Here is a 23,873-nt window from a genome sequence, read left to right as displayed (position 1 = left end):
TATTGCTATTTTACGACAGCAAAATCTTATTCTGCTTCATTCATATTCAACATTTCTGCTAAGTTTGCTACTGCTTCCTCAGCACTGATTGTTGGCTCTTCAACAACTGCTGCATTCGCATTCATTGCTGCTGCATGACGTTTTTTCGCTCTGCTTTGGTGATAAGCAAAACCTGTACCAGCAGGAATTAAGCGACCTACGATTACGTTTTCTTTCAAGCCACGTAATTCATCTTGTTTTCCAGCAACCGCTGCTTCAGTAAGCACTCGTGTTGTTTCTTGGAATGATGCCGCAGAAATAAATGATTCTGTCGCCAATGAAGCTTTAGTAATACCGAGTAATTCACGTTCAAATTCAACTAACGGTTTACCTTCTGCTGCACGTTTACGGTTAACAACTTTCACGCGCGCAACTTCAACTTGTTCACCTTTAAGGAACTCTGAATCATACGCATTGGTAATCACGCATTTACGTAACATTTGACGTACGATAACTTCAATGTGTTTATCATTGATTTTTACCCCTTGTAAGCGGTAAACATCTTGTACTTCATTCACGATATACTCGGTTACTGCACGTACACCACGTAAACGAAGGATATCATGCGGAGATTCCGGACCATCAGAAATAATATCACCGCGTTGTACCATTTCACCTTCAAATACGTTGAGTTGACGCCATTTTGGAATCATTTCTTCGTATGCTTCACCTTCACTTGGAGTAATTACTAAACGGCGTTTACCTTTAGTTTCTTTACCAAATGAAACGATACCAGAAATCTCTGCCAAAATTGCAGGCTCTTTTGGTTTACGCGCTTCAAATAAATCTGCAACACGTGGTAAACCACCGGTAATATCTTTAGTACCTGATGATTCTTGTGGAATACGTGCTAAAGAATCCCCGATATTAACTTCTGCATTATCGTCTAAAGTAACAATTGCTTTACCAGGTAAGAAGTATTGTGCTGGCACTTCTGTTCCTGGAATTAAAATATCGTTACCGTTAGCATCAACAAGTTTCAATGCTGGACGTAAATCTTTACCTGCAGTCGCACGTTCACCAACATCTTGTACCACGATCGATGAAAGACCTGTTAATTCATCAGTTTGACGAGTAACAGTTAAACCATCAATAATATCGACAAATTTCACAAAACCTTTTGCTTCAGAAACAACTGGCATTGTATGTGGATCCCAGTTCGCTACAGTTTCACCTGCAGTTACATCATCGCCATTAGCTTTATTTAAAATAGAACCATATGGCAATTTATAGTGCTCTTTAGTACGACCAAAAGTATCAATCACAGTCAACTCAGTATTACGAGAAGTAATTACAAGTTTACCGTCTTGGTTAGTTACGAATTTCGCATTAGTTAAACGAATAGTACCGGTATTCTTCACTTGAACACTTGATTCTTTCGCAGCTGCAGACGCTGCACCACCAATGTGGAATGTACGCATGGTTAACTGTGTACCTGGCTCACCGATTGATTGCGCTGCAATAACCCCGATTGCTTCACCTTGGTTAATTAAGTGTCCGCGTGCAAGGTCACGACCATAACATTTCGCACACACACCAAAATCAGTATCACAAGTTACAACTGAACGTACTTTGATGCTATCAACAGAGTGTTTATCAATCACTTCACACCATTTTTCATCTAATAGTGTATTACGTGGAATCAACACTTCTTCTGTACCTGGATTTAATACATCTTCTGCAGTTACACGTCCTAATACTAACTCTCTCAAGCTGACTTTTTCATCACCACCTTCAATTAATGGTGTCATCACGATACCTTCGTGTGTACCACAGTCATCTTCTACCACTACAAGGTCTTGTGCTACGTCAACTAAACGACGAGTTAAATAACCTGAGTTCGCAGTTTTCAACGCGGTATCCGCCAAACCTTTACGTGCACCGTGGGTTGAAATAAAGTATTGAAGAACGTTTAGACCTTCGCGGAAGTTTGCTGTAATAGGGGTTTCAATGATCGAACCATCTGGACGAGCCATCAAACCACGCATACCAGCAAGCTGACGAATCTGTGCTGCAGAACCACGCGCCCCTGAATCAGCCATCATAAAGATGCTGTTAAATGAGCTTTGTTTTTCGAGTTCGCCGTTACGATTTACCACTTCTTCAGTAGAAAGGTTTTCCATCATCGCTTTCGCAACACGTTCATTCGCTGCTGCCCAAATATCGATAACTTTGTTATAACGTTCGCCAGCGGTTACTAAACCAGAGTTAAATTGTTCTTGAATTTCTGCTACTTCTTCTTCTGCTGAAGAAATAATTTCATATTTCTTCTCTGGAATCACCATATCATCAATACCAACTGATGAACCAGAACGTGCAGCATAAGCAAAACCAGTGTACATAATTTGGTCAGCAAAGATAACGCTGTCTTTCATTCCCAAACGACGATAGCTTTCGTTAATTAAACGAGAAATCGCTTTCTTACCTAAAGTTTGGTTGAATAGACTAAATGGCATACCTTTAGGTGCAATCATCCATAAAATCGCACGACCAACAGTCGTATCAGTTAAAGTGGTTTTCGCTTCAAATTCACCTTGTGCATTTTTCTCATATTCAGTAATACGTACTTTCACACGAGAATGAAGTTCAGCTTCACCAGTACGATATGCTTTTTCTGCTTCACGTGGATCTTGTAACAACATTCCTTCGCCTTTACCGTTAACTTTTTCACGAGTCATATAGTAAAGACCTAATACCACGTCTTGAGATGGTACGATAATCGGATCACCGTTTGCTGGTGATAAAATGTTGTTGGTTGACATCATTAATGCACGAGCTTCTAATTGTGCTTCTAATGTCAATGGCACGTGAACCGCCATTTGGTCACCATCGAAGTCCGCGTTGAACGCCGCACAAACTAATGGATGCAATTGGATCGCTTTACCTTCGATTAAGATCGGTTCAAATGCTTGAATACCTAAACGGTGAAGTGTCGGTGCACGGTTAAGCAGAATTGGATGTTCACGAATAACTTCTGCCAAAATATCCCATACGATTGCATCTTCACGTTCAACCATTTTCTTCGCCGCTTTAATGGTTGATGCCAAACCACGACTTTCTAATTTTGCATAGATAAATGGACGGAATAATTCCAATGCCATTTTCTTCGGTAAACCACATTGATGTAAGCGTAAATATGGACCTACGGTAATTACAGAACGACCTGAATAGTCAACACGTTTACCTAATAAGTTTTGACGGAAACGACCTTGTTTACCTTTGATCATATCCGCTAATGATTTTAATGGACGTTTATTTGAACCAGTAATCGCACGACCACGACGACCATTATCTAATAACGCATCTACAGATTCTTGTAACATACGTTTTTCATTACGCACAATAATATCTGGCGCAATTAAGTCTAAAAGACGTTTTAAACGATTGTTACGGTTGATCACACGACGATAAAGATCATTCAAATCTGATGTCGCAAAACGACCACCATCAAGTGGTACTAATGGACGTAAATCTGGTGGTAATACTGGTAATACAGTTAATACCATCCACTCTGGTTTATTACCAGATTGAATAAATGCTTCTAATAATTTTAAACGCTTAGTGATTTTTTTACGTTTAGTTTCTGAATTAGTTTCTTGTAACTCTTCACGTAATGTTTCACATTGGTGCTCAAGATCCATATCACGAAGTAAAGCTTGGATTGCTTCCGCACCCATTTTCGCTTCAAACTCATCGCCCCAACGCTCTTCTGCGTCTAAGAATTGTTCTTCAGTTAATAATTGACCTTTTTCAAGATCTGTCATACCTGGTTCAATCACAATGTATGATTCAAAATAAAGAACACGCTCAATATCACGTAATGGCATATCTAACAATAGACCGATACGAGATGGTAATGATTTTAAGAACCAAATATGTGCAACAGGAGAGGCTAACTCAATGTGCCCCATACGTTCACGACGTACCTTAGCTTGAGTAACTTCAACACCACATTTTTCACAAATCACGCCACGATGTTTCAAACGTTTATATTTACCACATAAACATTCGTAATCTTTCACTGGTCCGAAAATTCTGGCACAGAATAGACCATCGCGTTCAGGCTTGAAGGTACGATAATTGATAGTTTCTGGTTTTTTCACTTCACCATAAGACCATGAACGAATCATGTCTGGAGAAGCTAGACCAATTTTAATCACATCAAAGTCTTCACGAGATTTTGATTGTGTTTTTAAAAACTTAACTAAGTCTTTCACAGATTTGCTCCCATCGGAGTTAAACTTTATGCAAGTGCGGATTACTCTACACTTGCGCTAATCTTATTGGCTGAATTATTCAGCTTTCTCATCACCCAAATCAATGTTAATACCCAAAGAACGAATTTCTTTAAGTAATACATTAAATGACTCAGGCATACTTGGATCCATCTCATGCGTACCATCAACGATGTTTTTATACATCTTCGTACGACCATTGACGTCATCTGATTTCACAGTCAACATTTCTTGTAAGGTATATGCTGCACCGTATGCTTCTAATGCCCATACTTCCATCTCACCGAAACGTTGACCACCAAATTGAGCCTTACCACCAAGTGGTTGTTGAGTAACAAGACTGTACGAACCAGTTGAACGAGCATGCATCTTGTCATCTACTAAGTGGTTAAGTTTCAACATGTACATATAACCAACGGTTACTGGACGCTCAAATTTTTCCCCAGTACGACCATCATAAAGGGTAATTTGTCCTGATGTTGGCAAGCCTGCTAATTCAAGCAAACCTTTGATTTCTTTTTCTTCCGCACCATCGAATACTGGTGTCGCAAGCGGTAAACCTTTACGTAAGTTTTGCGCTAAACGCATTACTTCTTCATCAGTGAAAGTACTGAGATCAACTTTCTGACAAGCATCACCTAAATCATACGCTTTTTGGATATATTCACGTAATTTAGCAACTTCTTGTTTTTCTTTAATCATACGATTAATTTGATCACCGATACCTTTCGCAGCAAAACCTAAGTGGGTTTCAAGGATCTGACCGATGTTCATACGTGATGGTACCCCTAGTGGGTTCAACACGATATCAACTGGTTGGCCGTTTTCGTCATATGGCATATCTTCAATTGGGTTAATTTTTGAAATAACCCCTTTGTTACCGTGACGACCCGCCATTTTATCTCCAGGTTGGATTTGGCGTTTCACCGCAAGATACACTTTAACAACTTTCAATACGCCCGGTGCAAGATCATCACCTTGGATAATCTTGTTACGTTTAATTTCTAACTTACGATCAAACTCTTTACGTAATTCATCTAGCTGTTCAGCAAGCTGTTCTAATTGAGCTTGTTTCTCTTCATCAGCAAGAGATTGCTCAAGCCATTTCATACGATCGAGCTTCTCAAGTTTCTCTTCACTGAAACCATTTGCTAATAACAATGAACGAACTCGAGTAAATAAACCTGCTTCAAGAATATCTAATTCCGCAGTTAAATCTTTCTTCGCTTGTTTTAACTGCATTTCTTCGATTTCTAGTGCACGTTTATCTTTTTCAACACCATCACGAGTAAATACTTGAACGTCAATAACAGTACCAGAAACACTATTTGGTACACGTAATGAAGAATCTTTTACATCAGAAGCTTTTTCACCAAAGATAGCACGAAGTAATTTTTCTTCTGGGGTTAATTGTGTTTCACCTTTTGGTGTTACTTTACCCACAAGAATATCGCCACCTTTTACTTCTGCACCGATATAAACGATACCTGATTCGTCAAGTTTACTTAACGCTGCTTCCCCAACGTTTGGAATATCAGCGGTAATTTCTTCAGAACCTAATTTGGTGTCACGTGCGATACAAGAAAGCTCTTGAATATGAATAGTTGTGAAACGATCTTCTTGTACAACACGTTCAGAAACTAACATTGAGTCTTCGAAGTTATAACCATTCCATGGCATAAATGCTACACGCATATTTTGACCTAATGCCAACTCACCTAAGTCAGTTGATGGTCCATCTGCCAACACTTCACCACGACCAATCGGTTCACCTAATGACACACATGGTACTTGGTTAATACAAGTGTTTTGGTTAGAACGGGTGTATTTAGTCAAGTTATAAATATCAATACCCGCTTCACCTGGGATAGTTTCATCTTCGTTAACTTTTACTACGATACGAGAAGCATCAATATATTGAACATAACCACCACGTTTCGCAACGACAGTTACCCCAGAGTCAACTGCTACTGCTTTTTCAATACCAGTTCCAACTAATGGTTTATCCGCACGTAATGTAGGCACTGCTTGACGTTGCATGTTTGCTCCCATCAACGCACGGTTAGCATCGTCGTGCTCTAAGAATGGAATCAACGCTGCCGCAACAGATACAACTTGTTGAGTAGAAATATCCATATATTGGATATCTTCTGGACGATATAAACCAGATTCACCATGTTCACCACGTGCAGTAACAAAGGTATCAGTAAAGCGGAAATTCTCATCTAGGTTTGAGTTCGCCTGTGCGATAACATAGTTACCTTCTTCAATTGCAGATAAATACTCAATCTCTTCAGTAACTTGTCCATTAACTACTTTACGATATGGTGTTTCTAAGAAACCATAATCATTGGTACGTGCATATACAGAAAGTGAGTTAATCAAACCGATGTTTGGACCTTCAGGAGTTTCAATCGGACATACACGACCATAGTGTGTAGCGTGAACGTCACGCACTTCGAATCCAGCACGTTCACGAGTTAAACCACCTGGACCTAAAGCAGAAATACGACGTTTATGCGTTACTTCTGACAATGGGTTATTTTGATCCATAAATTGCGATAATTGTGATGAACCAAAGAATTCTTTAACCGCTGCAGAAATTGGTTTTGCATTGATCAAATCTTGTGGTGTTACTGAATCTAAATCACCTAAAGATAAACGCTCTTTTACTGCTCTTTCAACACGAACTAAACCAATACGGAATTGATTTTCTGCCATTTCACCTACTGAACGAATACGACGGTTTCCTAAATGGTCAATATCATCCACTTCACCACGACCATTACGGATATCAATCAATTTCTTCATCACTAAGATGATATCTTCTTTGCTAAGAATACCGTTACCTTCGCCTTCAGGAATATCTAATGAGCGATTAAATTTCATACGACCAACTGCAGAAAGATCATAACGATCTGCAGAGAAGAATAAGTTATCAAATAAACCTTCTGCCGCTTCTTTTGTTGGTGGCTCACCTGGGCGCATCATACGATAAATTTCAACTAATGCGCTAAGACGATCATAAGATGGATCGACACGTAATGTTTCTGAAATGTACGGTCCATGATCAAGATCGTTAGTAAATAATGTTTCAATAGTTGTATAGCCTGCTTGACTTAAATTCGCTAACACTTCAAGACTAAGTTCAGCATTTGCAGGACAAATAACTTCGCCAGTTTCTAAATTAATGTAATCTTTTGCAGAAACTTTTCCTACAATATATTCCGCTGGAACAACAACTTGTGAAATATTATCTTTTTCTAATTGACGAATATGACGAGCAGTAATACGGCGTCCACGCTCAACATAAACTTTACCATTAGCTTCAATATCGAAAGTTGCAGTTTCACCACGCAATCTTTCTGGCACTAATGTCATTAATAATTGATTATCTTTAATTTCAAATACAATTTTGTTGAAGAAAAGGTCTAAGATTTCTTCTGTCGTATAGCCTAAAGCACGTAAGATGATGGTTGCTGGTAATTTACGACGACGGTCAATACGCGCGAAAAGATTATCTTTTGGATCAAATTCAAAATCTAACCATGAACCACGATAAGGGATAATACGTGCATTGTATAAAATTTTACCTGAAGAATGGGTTTTACCTTTATCACTATCAAAGAATACGCCTGGACTACGATGTAATTGTGAAACGATAACACGCTCTGTTCCATTGATCACAAACGTACCATTATCAGTCATCAATGGGATTTCACCCATATATACATCTTGCTCTTTAATATCTTTAACTGTACCTGGCGCGGCATCTTTGTCATAACTTACAAGACGAAGTTTAACGCGTAGTGGTGCTGCATAAGTCGTACCTCTGATTTGGCACTCTCTTACATCAAATACAGGCTCACCTAACTTGTAATCCACATATTGCAACTCAGTATTTCCGTTATTACTGACGATTGGAAATACTGAACGGAATGCAGCTTCTAAACCTTGCTGACCTTCAGGATCTTTCTGGATAAACTTCTCAAAAGAGTCTAATTGGATAGTTAATAAATAAGGAATATTTAAAACTTGCGGACGTTTGCCGAAGTCTTTACGAATACGTTTTTTTTCGGTATAGGAGTAAACCATAGGTTCCTCTGCTTGCTGTTCAGACCCACAATCCACACACTCTCGCTGTATTATACAAGGTGGCAGTGTAAAATTGATACCGTTAGGATTGTTTTATACTTATAAAACAATAACTTAAATTTAGTCATTTGATGACTTCATTTGATAAAAACTGTGAGTGTTAAACGGTAATTTCTCTCAGTTTCTGAAAGGCACAAAATGGCTGATGATAAAATCACCAGCCATTCTTGCTAAAAATCAAATAATATCAATTATTTAATTTCAACTTGTGCACCAGCTTCTTCTAACTCTTTCTTAAGAGCTTCAGCTTCTGCTTTAGCAACACCTTCTTTTAAGGTTGCTGGAGCTGATTCAACTAAGTCTTTAGCTTCTTTCAAGCCTAAACCTGTTGCACCGCGAACTGCTTTGATTACTGCAACTTTGTTTGCACCAGCTGCTGCTAAGATTACATCAAATTCAGTTTTTTCTTCAGCTGCTGCTGCTTCGCCGCCAGCTGCTACTGCTACTGCAGCTGCTGCCGCAGAAACACCAAATTTTTCTTCCATTGCAGAAATAAGTTCTACAATTTCCATTACTGATTTTTCAGCAATTGCTTCAATGATTTGTTCGTTAGTTAATGACATAACAATCGTTTCCTAAAGTAAGTAAAATTTTTAAACCAATAAACTACTAATATTAAGCAGCTTCTTTTTGATCGCGAATCGCCGCAATAGTACGTACAAGTTTTCCAGCCGCAGCTTCTTTCATTGTACCCATTAAACGTGCAATTGCTTCTTCGTATGTTGGTAGAGTTGCTAAACGATCGATAGCTTTTGCTTCGATGAACTCACCTTCAAAGGCTGCGCCTTTAATTTCGAACTTATCGTTTGCTTTAGCAAATTCTTTGAACAAACGTGCTGCAGCACCTGGATGTTCATTAGAGAATGCGATAAGTGTCGGACCTTTAAACGTATCTTTCATGCATTCAAATGCGGTACCTTCAACGGCACGACGTAATAAAGTATTACGTACAACACGCATATACACGCCAGCTTCACGAGCTGATTTACGTAATTCAGTCATTTTGTCTACTGTTACACCACGAGAATCCGCAGCTACAGCAGATAACGCACCCTTGGCAACTTCGCTTACTTCAGCAACAACTGCTTGTTTATCTTGAAGATTTAATGCCATTGGCTTTTAGCTCCTGAAATACATTTATCTAGTTTTCTAGACATAATAAAACCCAATCTGACAACTTAACAGATGGGGACGAATTTCGGTGCCAGAAGCAGAAAAATTCTTATCTGTACACCATCTACGCAGGATTATTAAGAAATACAACGACCTTAAGTCACTTCCCCTGCGGTCTTGGATGAGGCTTGAATAGGTCAAGCACCAACCAGAATTCTTGCTTATAAAAGTCAAGATTGTAGATTATAGAGATAACCTACAACATTGTAAAGCCTATATTATAAGCTGTTTTGATCAACTTCTACACCAGCGCCCATAGTAGTAGAAATACTTACTTTCTTGATATAAACGCCTTTTGCAGTAGTTGGTTTTGCTTTATTTAATGCAGCTAATAAAGCTTGTAAATTTTCTTTGATTTGATCTGCTTCAAAGTTCACTTTACCGATAGTGGTATGGATAATACCGTTTTTATCATTACGGTAACGAACCTGACCAGATTTAGCATTTTTAACTGCTTCAGCCACGTTTGGAGTTACTGTACCAACTTTAGGGTTTGGCATTAAACCACGTGGACCAAGGATTTGACCTAATTGACCAACAACGCGCATTGCATCTGGAGAAGCGATAACAACATCAAAGTCCATTTCGCCTTTTTTCACTTGCTCAGCAAGATCTTCCATACCAACTAAATCAGCACCTGCTGCTTTAGCTGCATCTGCATTTGCACCTTGGGTGAATACAGCAACACGAACTGTACGACCAGTTCCGTGTGGTAATACAGTAGCACCACGTACGTTTTGATCAGATTTACGTGCATCAATACCTAAGTTCACAGCAACATCAACGCTTTCAACGAATTTTGCAGTTGCTAATTCTTTTAACAATGCTACTGCTTCGTTGATTTCATATGCTTTAGTTGAATCTACTTTGGCCTTAATTGCTTTCATGCGTTTGGTTAGTTTTGCCATTGATTAGTCCTCCACTACCAAACCCATTGAACGTGCAGTACCTTCAATAGATTTCATCTTAGTTTCAATTGTTGCACCAGTCATATCAGCCGCTTTAAGTTCTGCAATTTCGCGGACTTGTTGACGAGTTACTTTACCCACTTTATCTTTATTTGGTTTACCAGAACCAGATTTGATACCTGCTGCTTTTTTCAATAATACTGCTGCTGGAGGAGTTTTAGTAATGAAAGTAAAAGAACGGTCTGCATATACAGTAATTACAACTGGAATTGGTAAACCTTTTTCGATGCTCTCAGTACGAGCGTTGAATGCTTTACAGAATTCCATGATGTTAACACCTTGTTGACCCAATGCAGGACCAACTGGTGGACTTGGGTTTGCCATACCAGCTGCAACTTGCAACTTAACGTAGGCCTGAACTTTTTTTGCCATAGTTTTATTTCCTCATTATGGGTGATAACGCCTTTCGGCTCCCCGTTGTTTTAAAAGCACGCCATTCTAATGAAAGAAATGGCGTTTTTCAAGAAAATCAAGCGAAAAATTAGCTTAATTTTTCAACCTGACTAAAATCTAATTCGACAGGTGTTGCACGTCCGAAAATAGATACAGATACTTTCAAGCGGCTCTTTTCGTAATCCACTTCTTCCACTGTACCATTGAAGTCAGCAAAAGGACCTTCTTTAACACGAACTTCTTCACCAGGTTGGAACATTGTTTTCGGTCTTGGTTTATCACTATTTTGTTCTAAGCGATTCAAGATCATTTCAGCTTCACGATTAGAAATTGGTGCTGGGTGATCTGGTGTACCACCAATAAATCCCATTACACGTGGCACACTGCGTACCAAATGCCATGTATCATCATTCATAACCATTTGTACTAATACATAGCCCGGGAAAAATTTTCTTTCACTTTTTCTACGTTTTCCACCAACATTTTCCACTACTTCTTCAGTTGGTACTAATACTTCGCCAAATTGATCTTCCATATTGTGCAATTTAATGTATTCACGTAATACAGCAGCAACACGCGATTCAAATCCTGAAAAAGCTTGTAGCACATACCAACGTTTTTGCGTTGTATTCTCACTCATAATTAGAACCTCAAGTTGGTGATAAAGTTAATTAAAGAAACGATTAAAGAATCTAGGCCCCATAAAATTAATGAAACCACCACAGTAACTCCCATCACAACTAAGGTTGTTTGAGTTGCTTCTTGGCGGGTAGGCCAAATAATTTTTCTTAACTCAATACGAGATTCTTTTAAAAAGGTTCTTGCAGTTGTACCCTGTTTGGTGAATGCAGCGGCTAATAAAGCACCTAACAACAATACTACCATTGCTGGAACACGTACAACGGAAGAAAATTGATCTTTAAAGTAAATGTTACCTACTGCGGCAACTAATACGAAAATCACAGCAACAAACCATAATAGTGCACTACTAAAGCCTTTTGCTTTATTCTCATCTTCTGGAGATGTTTTCTTTTTCTCAATTTCTGAACTCATTATGAACCTACATAAAACCTAATAAATAAAACTTATAGGGAGATTTTTAAGCCCGCAATTCTAGCACTTTATTGTTAGATTTCATACAAAAATTATCTGAATGTATCAATTTTCAATCAGAACATCCGAAAAAACATAAATATAGGCTAAATCACAGGTCTGCTACGATAGAAAAGTAATCCTGGCAAGGCTAAACCAAAAACAATTGCTGCAAGAATAAAACCTGTTTTCACAAAATATTCCAATGCTTGTGCTAATAATGCTTCGCTATAATTGTAATGCGCTATCTGTACGATCGCGATCATTGCTTTATAGGCATAAACACCTGGAATCATCGGAATAATTGCCGCCACAGTAAATACTTTTGGATGTGCTAAAAATCGTTGTGAAAGATAAACACCAATAAATCCGATCAATGCTGCAGCAAAGAACGTACCAAACACTAATGGCACACCACAATAACTGACTAAAATAGTGCGAAAACAGTGCCCTAATGCGCCAAGCGTTGCACAATATTTTAAGGCTTTCGGCGGTACATTGAAAATCAACGCAAAGCCTACTGCAGGAATTGCCGCAAAAAACAGATCATTTAATAAAGTTAATACTACATTCATATTTAACTCCATGCGTTAATGTGCAATACCGCTAAGGCAAAGACAATACCAATACAGGCACCAAATGTTAAGACTGTCGCTACTGCCCAACGGCCAAGTCCCATATTGACATAACCTTTTAATACATCAGACAAAGAATTGATTAATGGAAATCCTGGTACCAATAACAACACACTCGATGCCAAAGCAATCTCAGGTTCATTGCCCCAACCATGTAACAACGCTTGTCCTGACATACAGGAAGCAACAAAAGCAGTAATCGCAAAGTTTAGTAGTGGATTATAGTGCCGTTTACCTAACTCTTGTCGCACAAACATTCCTAACGCCGAAGCGAAGAAAGTAACTAATGAAATGATAATATCGCCACCTGCTAATCTGGCAAAACTCGCGCAAGATAATCCCACCATCACAACTACAAACCAACGGTTATAGCGAAATGGTTTTACTTCATCTAATTTCTTTCTTACTTGATGGGCACCATAAATTTTATGTTCTGCTGCGATAACGATTCGCTGCACTTGTGTTACTACCGCCATATTAATCCCACTATCATAATTACGGCGAGTTGTAGTAATACATTGTTCTTTGTGGCGCGTCGTGATGACAATTGCGTTCGGAGTCAAAGCAGCTTCCACACTTTCCACACCTAACGCCTTACCTAAACGGCAAGCAACTTGATCGACTAGCATACTTTCTGCACCATGCTGCAACATCAATATTGCAGCTCTAGCACATAAGCGCGTGATCTCTTGCTGAGCTTCATATGATAATTCAGACATTCTTTTCTACCCTATAAAAATAAGGCAGTTATTATACAAACAAGTTGTCATCTCCAATATGGATATAGATCAAATACTGGAATTTCGCTTCTCAAGAAAATTGCGCAAAATTTAAATATAGTAATGTACCTTAATCATAATAAGCATTAGAATAATATGTTTTTAGTAAGACTAAACCCTCTCCTAGTTAAATCCAACAACAATCTATTCTCTTTCTTCTATCTTTTTTTATTAATAAAAAAATCTACCCCAAAACTTATTTTCAAGTTTGTCTTTTGACCAATAATAGAGGTTGGTGGCACGGGCAATGGCGAAGCCCGTTTTACGGCACTCACTGCTTCATCATCTAAATCAGCACTGCCACTGCTATGTTTCAAACCAACAAATAACACGCTCCCATCTCGATCAATTTCTACGGTTACAATCGGTTTTCCCTTAATTTGATTTTTCAATGCTTGCGCTGGGTAACGTTGATAGCGTTGTAAGTGTGCCATTAGTAACGATTGCCAACTAGCTTTCTCTGAACTAACATTGCCACTGCTATTAAATTCTGCCGCAATCTTATTGTTATTGCCACTCGGTGCTGCGGAGGTTATCTGCCCTGTTGCTTTTGAATCGGTATCACTAACCTGTTTTTTCTTGGTTACCTTGCTTTTCACTGGCTTTTTTTTCGTTATATTTTCAACTTTTTTCTCAGGTTCAGATTTATTTTTCACAGTTTCAACCACACTATTTACTTTCTTTGCCACCACAATTTCAGCTTTATCAGCTAAAGGCAATTCATCCACCTCAGGCACGGGTAATTCTTGCTGTGAGATTGGAGCTGGCAGATTATCACGCTGACTATCTTGCGTAACAATCTGTGGTGTTCCTACTGGCAGATCATAGATACTGATAATAGACTGTGGTGGATCTGAAAATTCAACCATAACCGCTGCAGGGTAAGTATAAGAGTTAATGTTATACTCTTTTCTTAACAAAAAATAAAGCATTGCTAAATGTAAACTAATTACAACAATCGCTCCGCCCAACCATATTCTATATGTCTTATTTTGCCATAACGAAGGCACTTCAATAATCATCACTAATGATTCTCTGTATCAGGTCCAAGTCCGACTAAGCCAATTTTAAAATATCCAGCACTACGCAACTGATTCATAATATCCATTAAATATTCGTATGGTACGGTCTTATCTATTTGAAGAAAGATAACTGTATCACGTTTAGCCTGTGTTAATTTATCAATTTCCTCTCCTAGATTGTCATTTAAGACTTTTTCATCACCTAAATAAAGCTCTCGCTCACGATTTAACGATAGAATAATAGGTTTCTCCAAATTGGGTTCTACTTTTGCTTGTGCCGTAGGCAAATCAAGAGGAACAGTCACCGTAGAAATCGGCACAGTTACCATAAAGATAATCAGTAATACCAACATTACATCAATAAATGGTGTCACATTAATTTCTGATAGTTCCTGATCCGTCTGCTCTGATGAATAATTATACAACGCCATAATTACCCCTCGGTAGAAAGTCTACGACCGAGCGAAATATCCCGTTTTACCATTAAGCGTAATATCGCAATTAAATTACTAATATGAATGTTATAACGATTAATGCTACGTACAAAAATATTATAAATAACTACCGCAGGAATCGCTGCGACTAAGCCAAGTGCTGTGGCAAATAAGGCCTCAGCAATACCCGGTGCTACAACCGATAAACTAGTGGTTTTCGCATTCACAATGCTGATAAAACTATTCATAATTCCCCAAACTGTACCGAACAAGCCGATAAATGGGGCGACAGCACCAATGGTGGCAAGTGGTGCAATACCATAACGCATTTGTTGACCAAAATGTTGGATTTGTCGCTCTAAGCGGTAATCAATACGCAGCTTAAGATCTTCATCAAGCTGATAATTTGATTTAATCAGTTCATCATTGATTTCGCTAATTAATTTAGCACTGACATTAGATTTGTTAATTTTGCTAAGTTGTTGATAAGTATTACTAAAGTTTGTTTGTTGCATTAACCATTGTTGTTGTTTTTTCAAATGAGAAATAGCAACTCTAAACTGGATAAATTTCACTATACAAATCAACCAAGTAAGAATTGAACAAACAAATAAAATCCACATCACAATTTTCACTACCCAATGTGCATTCATATACATACCCAATGGCGACATATCGTGTAAATTAGCCTCTTGCAAACTAGTTTGCTGATTATCACTTAAGTTACTCTGTTCTTGCTCTGCTGGCGTTTGTTTATCTAACGATATATCAGCTTGTCGCTCCATCTGCTTATCATTAAGTTCTGGTTGAGCTATTTGCGTCATTTGCATAGACTGCTCAGAAACTTGCTGACTATTTTGCTCCGCCACCACATTACTTCCTACTGCAAAAAATAATGCTAACAACGTGATGGTTAAATATTTATTGCTCACTCACACCTCTCTTTTCCTTTACCAAAAATGCGGTACAAATTTTCATTTTTTATACCGCACTTTTATTTAATGCTTATTCTTTGGCCGCACCAAAAATAATTTTTTCCTCACCATTACCAATGCTGCCGACTACCTCTTCAGCTCTAGGTCCAGCAAAAGCCCCTGAATAACTTGAGATAGAAACCTCTTTACCATCATCATTAACCACAACATTATCGTGTGCGCCGACACCAAACACCATCACGCCATTCACAGCTTCAACTTTGGTCGGTTTTAAAATCAGATCTTGCTTAGTAAGCGAAATACCTTTCTCTGTCGGTTGTTCGTCATCGTCTGTAAATCTCCAATGATATTTAGTGAAGCCATCTTGACGATTAAATACTCTGCCCGAAATTTCTTTCTGCGCAAAATCAACTGATAATTCAATATCGCCCACATAAGGCTTTTTAGGAGTCTTTCCTTCAACTCCATCGACATATCCCAAAGTATGACCCGTATAAGTTGCCGTTCCCTCCAATAGATTGAATTGTGCCTTTTGCGTCGGATTAATCACATACATTTCTAAATTCTGATAAGAGCGTTCTTCAAGCCCATCTCCGTAGTCTTCTGATAAGGTTTTTTCAGGCACAAATGTGGCATAGCTAGAATAAGACTGATTGACAAATTGAAATGTTCCCACCTTTACGCCATTGTCCGTCAGTACATATTGCTGTACCTTATCAGGATTAATTTCGCCATCCTTTAAAAAATCAGCAGTTGGCTGTAAAGTGGCAAGATCCCTTGTAGTATTGGTTTGTGGATTAACAAATTCATAATTTAAACCCGGATTGACTACCCAACCGACACTTTTATCAGCATTTAACGCAGGTGAATCAGCAAATCCATCGCCAGACGCCTTGCCCTGTTCTTCTGTTAATGAAGCACTTGAGGTTAAAGGCACTGCTCTTAAAGAAGGATTAGAAAATCCATCTATTACCTGCTTACTTTCCACAATTGATTCATTTTCTGCTTTTTCTGTTGTTGCTTCATTTTTCGCTTTAGATTCACTGGTAGCAGCATTATTTATTTGCTTCTGTTTTTCACTCGAAAAGCTAGTACTTGTTGACTGGCAAGCCGTGAGTAATCCAAGCAAACAAGCGATAAATATAAATTTATATGAAGTTTTCATATTAAGAGCCTCTTTAGTTTAGTTACATATAAAAAATTAATAGTTAAAAACGAATTTCGGCACCTATAAAAAATGTTCTACCTCGTGCAATATTGCTAAAACTGAATACATCATTATCTTGATCATCCACATCATATTGCGAAGCAGTTGAATTCAATGAGTTAAGCGCATCAACATAATTTTTGTTCATCACATTTTGTATTGATGCCTTGAGCAAAACATTCTTGCTAAGTTGATAAGTGGTATAAAGATCAACTATTATTGGCATCTTCGGCATCTCTTGACTGCCGTCATCAACCTGATTAATTTGCAACCCTGCTGGATTTATCCGTCTATTTTTGCCGGTATATTTAATCAAGCTGCCAATAATTAGTTTTTTATCGCAAAAGCGCCCACCTAGACCTAATGTGGCATAATGCTCTGGCAAGGTAGTAATTGAGGTTGTACCAAACCCAGTACCAACTGTGGCGGTAACATCTACGGGAAGTTTTTGTTTCTGATAGGTGTAGGATAATTCAGTGAAAAATGATCCCATATCATAATTCAGACTTAACTCTATCCCTTTGGATTTTATTTTGTCTAACGCATTAACATAGATATGCGCCTGATATGCTTTATCTGCTTCATCAAGATTTGTCGTTCTCGTACCATTACTACGTAAGTAAAAACTACGGCTATAAATACGATCTTTTTCATAACTTAAAAAGCCAAGCAATTTTAAGCCTAAAAAATCACCATCAACAAAAGCATTCTCTTTTTCAGTATTAAAACCTAACTGGTAAGTTTTAGCACTTTCTGGTCTTAAGAATGGATTAATTGAGCCTGCACCCTGATTATTAAAAAAAACCTCATTAATATTTGGTAAACGGCTAGATTCAGAGTAACTTATGAAAGGTTTAAACCAATCATATTTTTGCCACGCTAACATCACGGATGGCAACAATGATTGGCTTTTAATTTTGATTTGTGCGGCACCATATGGGAAACACTCAACATCATCACCATCACAAGCAGGCTTATAGCCACCTACATAGCCATAGGTGTAGGTAACACCAGTTGTTAGCTCCCAATCGTGCCAAGTTGCAATATTGGTTAAATATAGGCTCGCTAAGCGCTGTTTACCAGTTGGCGAAAATGGGGTGTAATCTAAATTATCTTGATCGACACCTGTTGCTTTTTTGCTATAACTATTGGTCAGTAAACTTGCACCAATTTCTGTTGCAAAATGAATATCTCGCCAAGTGAACTTAGCAGTGTTATCCACTTCTAAATAAGCCGATTTATTGTCAGTTCTACCATTGGATAATACCCAAATATTGGCATCCTCATTATATAGTTGCGCATTTTTTGTATAAGCAGCTAATACATGCACATCAACCAATAACGAACTTGGATTGTAGTTATATTCTATACCGTAAGCACTATTAGTAGTTTTACGTCCACCGACATTATTTTTATAATCTCGGGCACTAAACAATAAATTATGCTCACTATTCGGCTTTATTTCTAATTTTGCCAACCAAGAACGTGGTTCCTGATCTAGGCGGCGAACATAATCATTATCAGCGGAATAACTGCCATCACCACGCTTATAATTAGCTTGTGTTTTGCTACCGCTATAGGCAAACATCGCCGCAAGACTGCCCTCATTCGATAGTTTATGTTTCGCACCAAATGCCAACATAGCATTTGGTCCAACACCATTTGAACCATAATTTAATTTAGATAAGACGCCAAATTTCTGGTCGTGAAACACCACATCATCTACGCCAATAGTACGAAAATTCGCACTACCTGTTAAAGCGTTCACACCGCTCGCACCATCAGAAAAACCACGTATAACATCAGTTCTAACCAAGAAATTCGGATCAATCATCACGCCATATTGGCTACTTGGTCCATAACCTCCATCTTCTGCGTGATATTTACTGGCTGAATTAGATGATGTGCCATAAAAGGTTTGTGGAACACCATCAACCATAGTATTAACGCGACCAAATCCGCTTTCACCACGAATATTAACGCTGATAGTGCCTTGTGTTGGGTTGATATTAGTATAAGTGCCTGGTAGCGCTCGTACACTGCTATCTAAGGATTGGAATGATTTTATTTCACCGATGCTACTGACTGCACCCGCTTGAGAGAAGGTTTGCTGTTCAACGGTGCGAATCCCCCCTCCCTCGCCGGCTACTTGCAAATCACCTAATTGCAATTCATCTTGCTCCTCTGCACTGGCTTGTATGCTGAGTGCCAATAAACAAACGAATGTGACTAACTGAGCTGCTTTATTTAAGTTCATTATGATTCCTTTTAATATGATTTAAGCCACTATCTTGCAACTTTTTTGCTAGAAAAGTGTGGTCTATTTTTAACAAAAAACTATACGCTTCAACGTTACGCAAAATTCTACCTAAACGCCCACTACCTGCTTGATGTCCTGCCGTATTCTCAATACGCATTAAAACTGGCTGAGGTTGCTTATATTCCGCTTGCTGATAACGCAATTTAGCGGCAAATTTTAGACTTTGCCAAAAAGGTACTCTACTATCATTTAATCCAGTGATTAACAATACAGCTGGGTATCGCTGTTTTGTGATATTTTGGTAAGGTGAGTAAGATTTCATTTTCTGATACTGCTGCTGATCATTAACATCACCCCATTCTTGACTCTCTTGCGATTGCTCACCACTTGTTTTTTCTGCCTTATTCGCAAACAGATCAAGCAAAGGAACTTGCAATACCACAGCTCGATAGAGAGAAGGATCTTGATTGACTGCCGCTGCCACTAGCAATCCTCCGGCACTTTCACCTGTTGCATAAGTACGATCAGGATCGGCGTAACCCTGCTGTTGCAACCATCGGGTTACATCAATGAGATCATTAATACTATTTGTTTTATAAATCCCCTTACCTTGCTGATACCAGTTACTGCCTAGCTCTCCGCCACCTCGAACATGAGCAATAGCAAAGACGAATCCTCTATCTAATAAACTTAAATAACTCGTACCATAAGTAGGCTCAAAACTGAATCCATAGGATCCATACCCAGTGATCAGCAGCGGATTTTTGCCTTGTACAAATAAAGATTTTTTATAAGCTAAGGTGACAGGAATAAGTACTCCATCACGCCCTTCTACATATAAATATTGAGTATGATATGCCTGTGCCTTCTCGCTAATTTCACTAATGAACTGATCTCTTGTCAAATCAAATAACAATGATGTCGTTGGTGTACTTACCGAGCTGTAGCCGAAATTTAGTATTTCGTCATTTTCAATACCTTGTAAAAAGACCAAATAATTTTCTGTCGGGAAGGTAATATGGTAACGCTTCTCTGGTGTACTTTTCTGCCAGTAAAGATAGTTGCTTACCCCTTTTTCCCTTAAACGCACGACCACCCAATTTTTCAGTAGAGTAAAACTTTCTAATTCGCTCGCTTTTACTGGGACAAAAACAGGCTGCCAATCCTCACCCAATTTAGCAAAGTGGAATAAAGCAAACTCATTGTGCAGCATTGCTGAATGCTGGTTAAAATTACTCCGTACATAAAAACCATCATCACTATGATCAAGATAATATTCAAGTTTAGGTTGTCTAGCTAAAACCAGTTGCAATGTGGCATTATCTTGAGTTAGATCAATCAATCTCACTTCAGATTGTGTGGCATTATTCATTGATAAAATTAGATATTGTCCTGACGAGGAAAGACTAACATCAGCAAAAAAGCTACGATCTTGTTCTTGATAAATCAAGCTATCTTGTTGTTGATTTTGACCAATTCGGTGTAGATATAAGCCTAGTTTAAATTGCTGATCTCGCTGTAAATAATAAATGGCTTGATTATCCTTTGTCCACACTGCACTTGGCATAACATGTTGCAATTCTTGCTGAATATGACCATTTTCCAGATCTAACACGGCAAACTGATATTGCTCATCCCCCTCAATGTCCTCAATAATTAAAGCCATTTTTTGATTAGGGCTGATTATCGGTTTGAGCAAATTATAATAAGAAAATTGCACCGCTCTTTTGTTACCATCAATGATAGTCTGCCATTTTTTATCAGATGCTTGTTTTTCATAAAGTGGATAACGTCCAGTATAAGATTGACGATAAAATACTCCCTGCTGCTGCCAAATTTTTATTTTTTTACTCTCAGCTAAACGAGCTTTCATCTCTTGTAATAAAGTTTGCTGTAAATTTCGTTCAGAGGATAAAAAGGCATCAGTGTAACCATTTTCTTGTTTAACCAATGGGATAATTTCCGCTTTATCAGCAGTTTCTAACCACTGATAAGGATCAGAAATTGTGTCAAATGGTAGAACTAATTTGTTTTGTTTACGATCAATCATGGGATTAGCCAAACTAGATTGGACATAAACAAAGTTACTCAATAGCATAATGACAAAAGTACGGTATACAATTTGTAACATCATCCCTCACCTTTACAGTATCCAAATATAATCAGCTTCTTCTTCCTTAATAGAATCCAACTTATCAGTAAAAATAATCACCTGATAATTACTATACTGATAATCTTGTAGATGTAAGGGAACACCAAATGATTTACTGACATGATAACGTCCTGCAATCAATACACTTGGTTTTGGCTGTTTGATTAATGTTTCTGCCATTCTACGATCTTTGAATTGTTGAATCTCAACAAGTTTGTTGATAGATTCAGGCTGCATTTCCAAACTATGATGCTCACTAGCATAAGATAACATCAAGTTTTTTAATCTTTGCTTCACTACTGTAGATGTAGAAATATTACCATTTAAAGGATAAGCGCCACTCCATAACGTATTGATTTCCTTTTGATTAAGATTTGCGCCATATAAGCCAATTTCTGACGTTGCAACTAATGTTACTAAATCAGCATATTGTCGCCAATCCCATTCATCATTCCATCGTAATAGCTGCTTTACAACCGTACTGTCTTTTACCTGTTGTTTACGTAACGTTAACTGTGCTTTTAATAACACTGCCTGTTGTGATGAAGGCAACATCTCTAACATCACAGAGTTTAATCGCTTATTAGCCAATAAGTCTGCAACAAGTTGTTGTTCAGCTTTATGATGTAAATATTGATCGTGAGTTTCTCCCAACAAAATCAAATGAGTCTGATTTAATTGCTCAATAAAACTATCATATGAAATAAAAGCTCTTTGTTTTACATCAAAAACTTTGTACTGGATAACTGATTGTCGAACTGATATAGGCTCACTCACACAACCAACTAAACCATATATGCTGACTAAAAAAAGAAATAAAATACGCATCAATAAACGATCAAAATGAGAATAAGAATAATTACCAAGATCAAATCATAATTTTATTATTTTGTAAATAATAATTATTATCTTTTAAAGACTATTAGGGTAAATTGTAGCTAAATTTAGTCCTATCCAATAAAACAAATTATTTTTTAAACAATTTACAACTTACGGCAGAAATGAAGTCAATTTTGCAACTGAAAAGAATAACTAATCAAATTAGAGTATTGCTAGACACAAATTAAATCATTAAGAAAGTGATTAAAAACAAAATTTTGCTAAAAGCTGCAATTAGAGTGTCTAAAATCTACTATTACATGAGATTAATATATAGCAGTTATCTAGCTATACTTAGTAAGGTAAATCCCCATTTCACTACTGGTCACAAAATTACTCAAAAAAGTTGTTTATTCTTTTTCGTTTTTTCCAAGGTTTATGCTACCTTAAACGCTTTGAATTTTGTCTCAATATAACTATGAAAACCATCGTTTTAAAATTTGGAACCAGTGTATTAACCCAAGGTTCATCAAAACTCAATCGTCCACATATGTTGGAAATTGTCCGCCAATGTGCAACACTGCATCAACAAGGCTACCGTATTATTATCGTTACTTCCGGTGCTGTTGCTGCTGGCAGACACTATTTGAATTATCCTTCACTTCCGGCGACCATCTCTTCAAAGCAACTTCTTGCTGCAGTTGGACAAAGTCAACTTATTCAGACGTGGGAGCAACTATTTGAGATTTACGATATTAAGATCGGACAGATCTTATTAACTCGTGCCGATTTTGAAGATCGTGAACGTTTTATTAATGCGCGTGATACGCTAATGACACTACTTGAGAATAAAATTATTCCAGTGATTAATGAAAATGATGCTGTTGCAACTGCAGAGATTAAAGTCGGTGACAATGATAACCTTTCTGCGTTAACTGCAATCTTAGCACACGCAGACCAACTCTATTTATTAACCGATCAACAAGGCTTATTTGATTGCGATCCAAGAAGTAATCCTGATGCAAAACTGATTTCAGTAATTGAAAAAATTACTAATGAAACTCGTGCGATTGCAGGTGGTAGCGTATCTGGATTGGGTACAGGTGGAATGTCCACCAAAATTACCGCTGCTGATATTGCAACACGTTCAGGTATTGAAACCATTATCGCAGCCGGCGGACGCAAGAATGTCATCGTTGATCTAGCAAATGATGTCGATATTGGTACAAAATTTAAAGTACCAAATCATGCCATTGATGGTCGTAAGCAATGGTTATTTGCGGCGCCTATTGCCGGAAAAATTACTGTCGATCAGGGTGCTGAACAGGCTTTAACCATTCAGCATAAATCTCTACTTCCTGCTGGTATTCAACAAATCGATGGCACTTTTTCTCGTGGTGAAGTCATTATGCTGCAAAATACTAACGGCAAGCCATTAGCGCGCGGTATGGTACGTTACAACAGTGATGCTTTACAACAAATTAAGGGACAACAATCCCATAAAATCAATGATATTTTAGGTTACGAATATGGCTCAGTTGTGATCCACTGTGACGACCTTGTTTTATTATAGGA

Annotated in this window: 18 protein-coding genes; 1 reads left to right on the top strand and 17 read right to left on the bottom strand. The window is 37.9% G+C overall.

Translation table 11 applies throughout. The features are described from left to right. Positions 1–26 precede the first annotated feature (26 nt). From rpoC to NYR30_RS00650, 17 genes are all read right to left on the bottom strand, one after another. A complete protein-coding gene (gene rpoC / locus NYR30_RS00730; RefSeq protein WP_302501540.1) occupies positions 27–4,256 on the bottom strand; it encodes a DNA-directed RNA polymerase subunit beta' in 4,230 nt (1,409 codons plus the stop codon). A gap of 75 nt (positions 4,257–4,331) precedes the next feature. Continuing rightward, positions 4,332–8,369, bottom strand: coding sequence for a DNA-directed RNA polymerase subunit beta (rpoB, locus tag NYR30_RS00725; RefSeq protein WP_302501539.1), 4,038 nt, complete (start codon positions 8,367–8,369; stop codon positions 4,332–4,334). Positions 8,370–8,620: 251 nt separating this feature from the next. Further along, the gene (rplL, locus tag NYR30_RS00720) at positions 8,621–8,992 is read right to left on the bottom strand and encodes a 50S ribosomal protein L7/L12 (RefSeq protein WP_066106759.1); all 372 of its coding nucleotides are present in this window, start codon (positions 8,990–8,992) and stop codon (positions 8,621–8,623) included. Between the two features lie 52 nt (positions 8,993–9,044). Continuing rightward, complete coding sequence (gene rplJ / locus NYR30_RS00715; protein WP_065234235.1) at positions 9,045–9,542, bottom strand: 50S ribosomal protein L10; 498 nt, start codon at positions 9,540–9,542, stop codon at positions 9,045–9,047. Positions 9,543–9,820: 278 nt separating this feature from the next. Beyond that, positions 9,821–10,510, bottom strand: coding sequence for a 50S ribosomal protein L1 (gene rplA, locus NYR30_RS00710; protein WP_065234236.1), 690 nt, complete (start codon positions 10,508–10,510; stop codon positions 9,821–9,823). A 3-nt stretch (positions 10,511–10,513) separates the two neighbouring features. Continuing rightward, complete coding sequence (gene rplK / locus NYR30_RS00705) at positions 10,514–10,942, bottom strand: 50S ribosomal protein L11 (protein WP_018346337.1); 429 nt, start codon at positions 10,940–10,942, stop codon at positions 10,514–10,516. A gap of 109 nt (positions 10,943–11,051) precedes the next feature. Next, complete coding sequence (gene nusG, locus NYR30_RS00700) at positions 11,052–11,603, bottom strand: transcription termination/antitermination protein NusG (protein WP_302501538.1); 552 nt, start codon at positions 11,601–11,603, stop codon at positions 11,052–11,054. Between the two features lie 2 nt (positions 11,604–11,605). Next, positions 11,606–12,016, bottom strand: coding sequence for a preprotein translocase subunit SecE (gene secE / locus NYR30_RS00695; RefSeq protein ID WP_066106748.1), 411 nt, complete (start codon positions 12,014–12,016; stop codon positions 11,606–11,608). A 146-nt stretch (positions 12,017–12,162) separates the two neighbouring features. Next, positions 12,163–12,630 (bottom strand): threonine/serine exporter family protein, encoded by a 468-nt coding sequence (locus NYR30_RS00690; protein WP_066113848.1) that lies wholly within the window; start codon positions 12,628–12,630, stop codon positions 12,163–12,165. 2 nt (positions 12,631–12,632) lie between these two features. Then, entirely contained in the window at positions 12,633–13,409 is a 777-nt protein-coding gene (locus NYR30_RS00685; protein WP_302501537.1) for a threonine/serine exporter family protein, read from the bottom strand. A gap of 218 nt (positions 13,410–13,627) precedes the next feature. Next, complete coding sequence (locus tag NYR30_RS00680) at positions 13,628–14,491, bottom strand: cell envelope integrity TolA family protein (protein WP_302502419.1); 864 nt, start codon at positions 14,489–14,491, stop codon at positions 13,628–13,630. A gap of 2 nt (positions 14,492–14,493) precedes the next feature. Next, the gene (locus tag NYR30_RS00675) at positions 14,494–14,922 is read right to left on the bottom strand and encodes a biopolymer transporter ExbD (RefSeq protein WP_302501536.1); all 429 of its coding nucleotides are present in this window, start codon (positions 14,920–14,922) and stop codon (positions 14,494–14,496) included. A gap of 2 nt (positions 14,923–14,924) precedes the next feature. Next, positions 14,925–15,857: a tonB-system energizer ExbB gene (gene exbB, locus NYR30_RS00670; RefSeq protein ID WP_302501535.1), complete on the bottom strand. Its 933-nt coding sequence runs from the start codon at positions 15,855–15,857 to the stop codon at positions 14,925–14,927. Between the two features lie 73 nt (positions 15,858–15,930). Further along, positions 15,931–17,025, bottom strand: a complete 1,095-nt coding sequence (locus NYR30_RS00665; protein ID WP_302501534.1) for a transferrin-binding protein-like solute binding protein — start codon at positions 17,023–17,025, stop codon at positions 15,931–15,933. A gap of 43 nt (positions 17,026–17,068) precedes the next feature. Then, positions 17,069–19,324, bottom strand: coding sequence for a TonB-dependent receptor domain-containing protein (locus NYR30_RS00660; RefSeq protein ID WP_302501531.1), 2,256 nt, complete (start codon positions 19,322–19,324; stop codon positions 17,069–17,071). Beyond that, positions 19,311–21,461 carry a prolyl oligopeptidase family serine peptidase gene (locus NYR30_RS00655; protein WP_302501529.1) on the bottom strand — a complete coding sequence of 717 codons (2,151 nt, stop codon included), beginning with the start codon at positions 21,459–21,461 and terminating at the stop codon, positions 19,311–19,313. Before NYR30_RS00655 ends, NYR30_RS00660 begins: the two co-directional genes overlap by 14 nt. 9 nt (positions 21,462–21,470) lie before the next feature. Then, positions 21,471–22,307: a ChaN family lipoprotein gene (locus NYR30_RS00650; RefSeq protein WP_302501527.1), complete on the bottom strand. Its 837-nt coding sequence runs from the start codon at positions 22,305–22,307 to the stop codon at positions 21,471–21,473. A gap of 469 nt (positions 22,308–22,776) precedes the next feature. Here NYR30_RS00650 and proB point away from each other — a divergent pair, with 469 nt between their 5' ends. Next, the gene (proB, locus tag NYR30_RS00645; RefSeq protein ID WP_302501525.1) at positions 22,777–23,871 is read left to right on the top strand and encodes a glutamate 5-kinase; all 1,095 of its coding nucleotides are present in this window, start codon (positions 22,777–22,779) and stop codon (positions 23,869–23,871) included. Positions 23,872–23,873 lie beyond the last annotated feature (2 nt).

It is taken from the genome of Gallibacterium salpingitidis, from assembly GCF_030517105.1.
Classification (GTDB): domain Bacteria; phylum Pseudomonadota; class Gammaproteobacteria; order Enterobacterales; family Pasteurellaceae; genus Gallibacterium; species Gallibacterium salpingitidis.
This window is presented reverse-complemented; position numbering and strand designations above follow the sequence as displayed.